Origin of the sequence: Haemophilus haemolyticus, from assembly GCF_003490595.1 — a bacterium.
GTDB lineage: Bacteria > Pseudomonadota > Gammaproteobacteria > Enterobacterales > Pasteurellaceae > Haemophilus > Haemophilus haemolyticus_L.
In genome coordinates, this window is sequence record NZ_QQGY01000034.1 from 1 (window position 1) to 310 (window position 310).

Sequence of the window (310 nt, forward strand, 5' to 3'; positions counted from 1 at the left end):
CAGACCAGGGATGGCAATATCAAATGGTGGCTTATCGTCGAATTTTAGCTGAACATGGCATCATTCAAAGTATGTCGAGAAAAGGGAATTGCTTGGACAATGCCGCGATGGAAAGTTTCTTTGGGCGGTTAAAAACGGAATGTTTTTATGGTCGGGAATTTAAAACAAAAGAAGAGATAGTTGATGCTGTCAGAGATTATTTGGATTACTATAATCATCGACGGATTCAACTAAAATTAAAAGGACTGAGTCCGATACAATATCGAAAACAATCCTTTAAATAACAGTCTAACTTTTTGGGGTCAGATCA

The 310-nt window shown here is 37.4% G+C and carries 1 protein-coding gene; it reads left to right on the forward strand.

The genetic code is table 11. The features are described from left to right. Positions 1 to 284, forward strand: a 284-nt coding sequence (locus DV415_RS10120; protein WP_153063417.1) for an IS3 family transposase, incomplete at its 5' end; no start/stop codon positions are given. Positions 285 to 310: the final 26 nt, after the last annotated feature.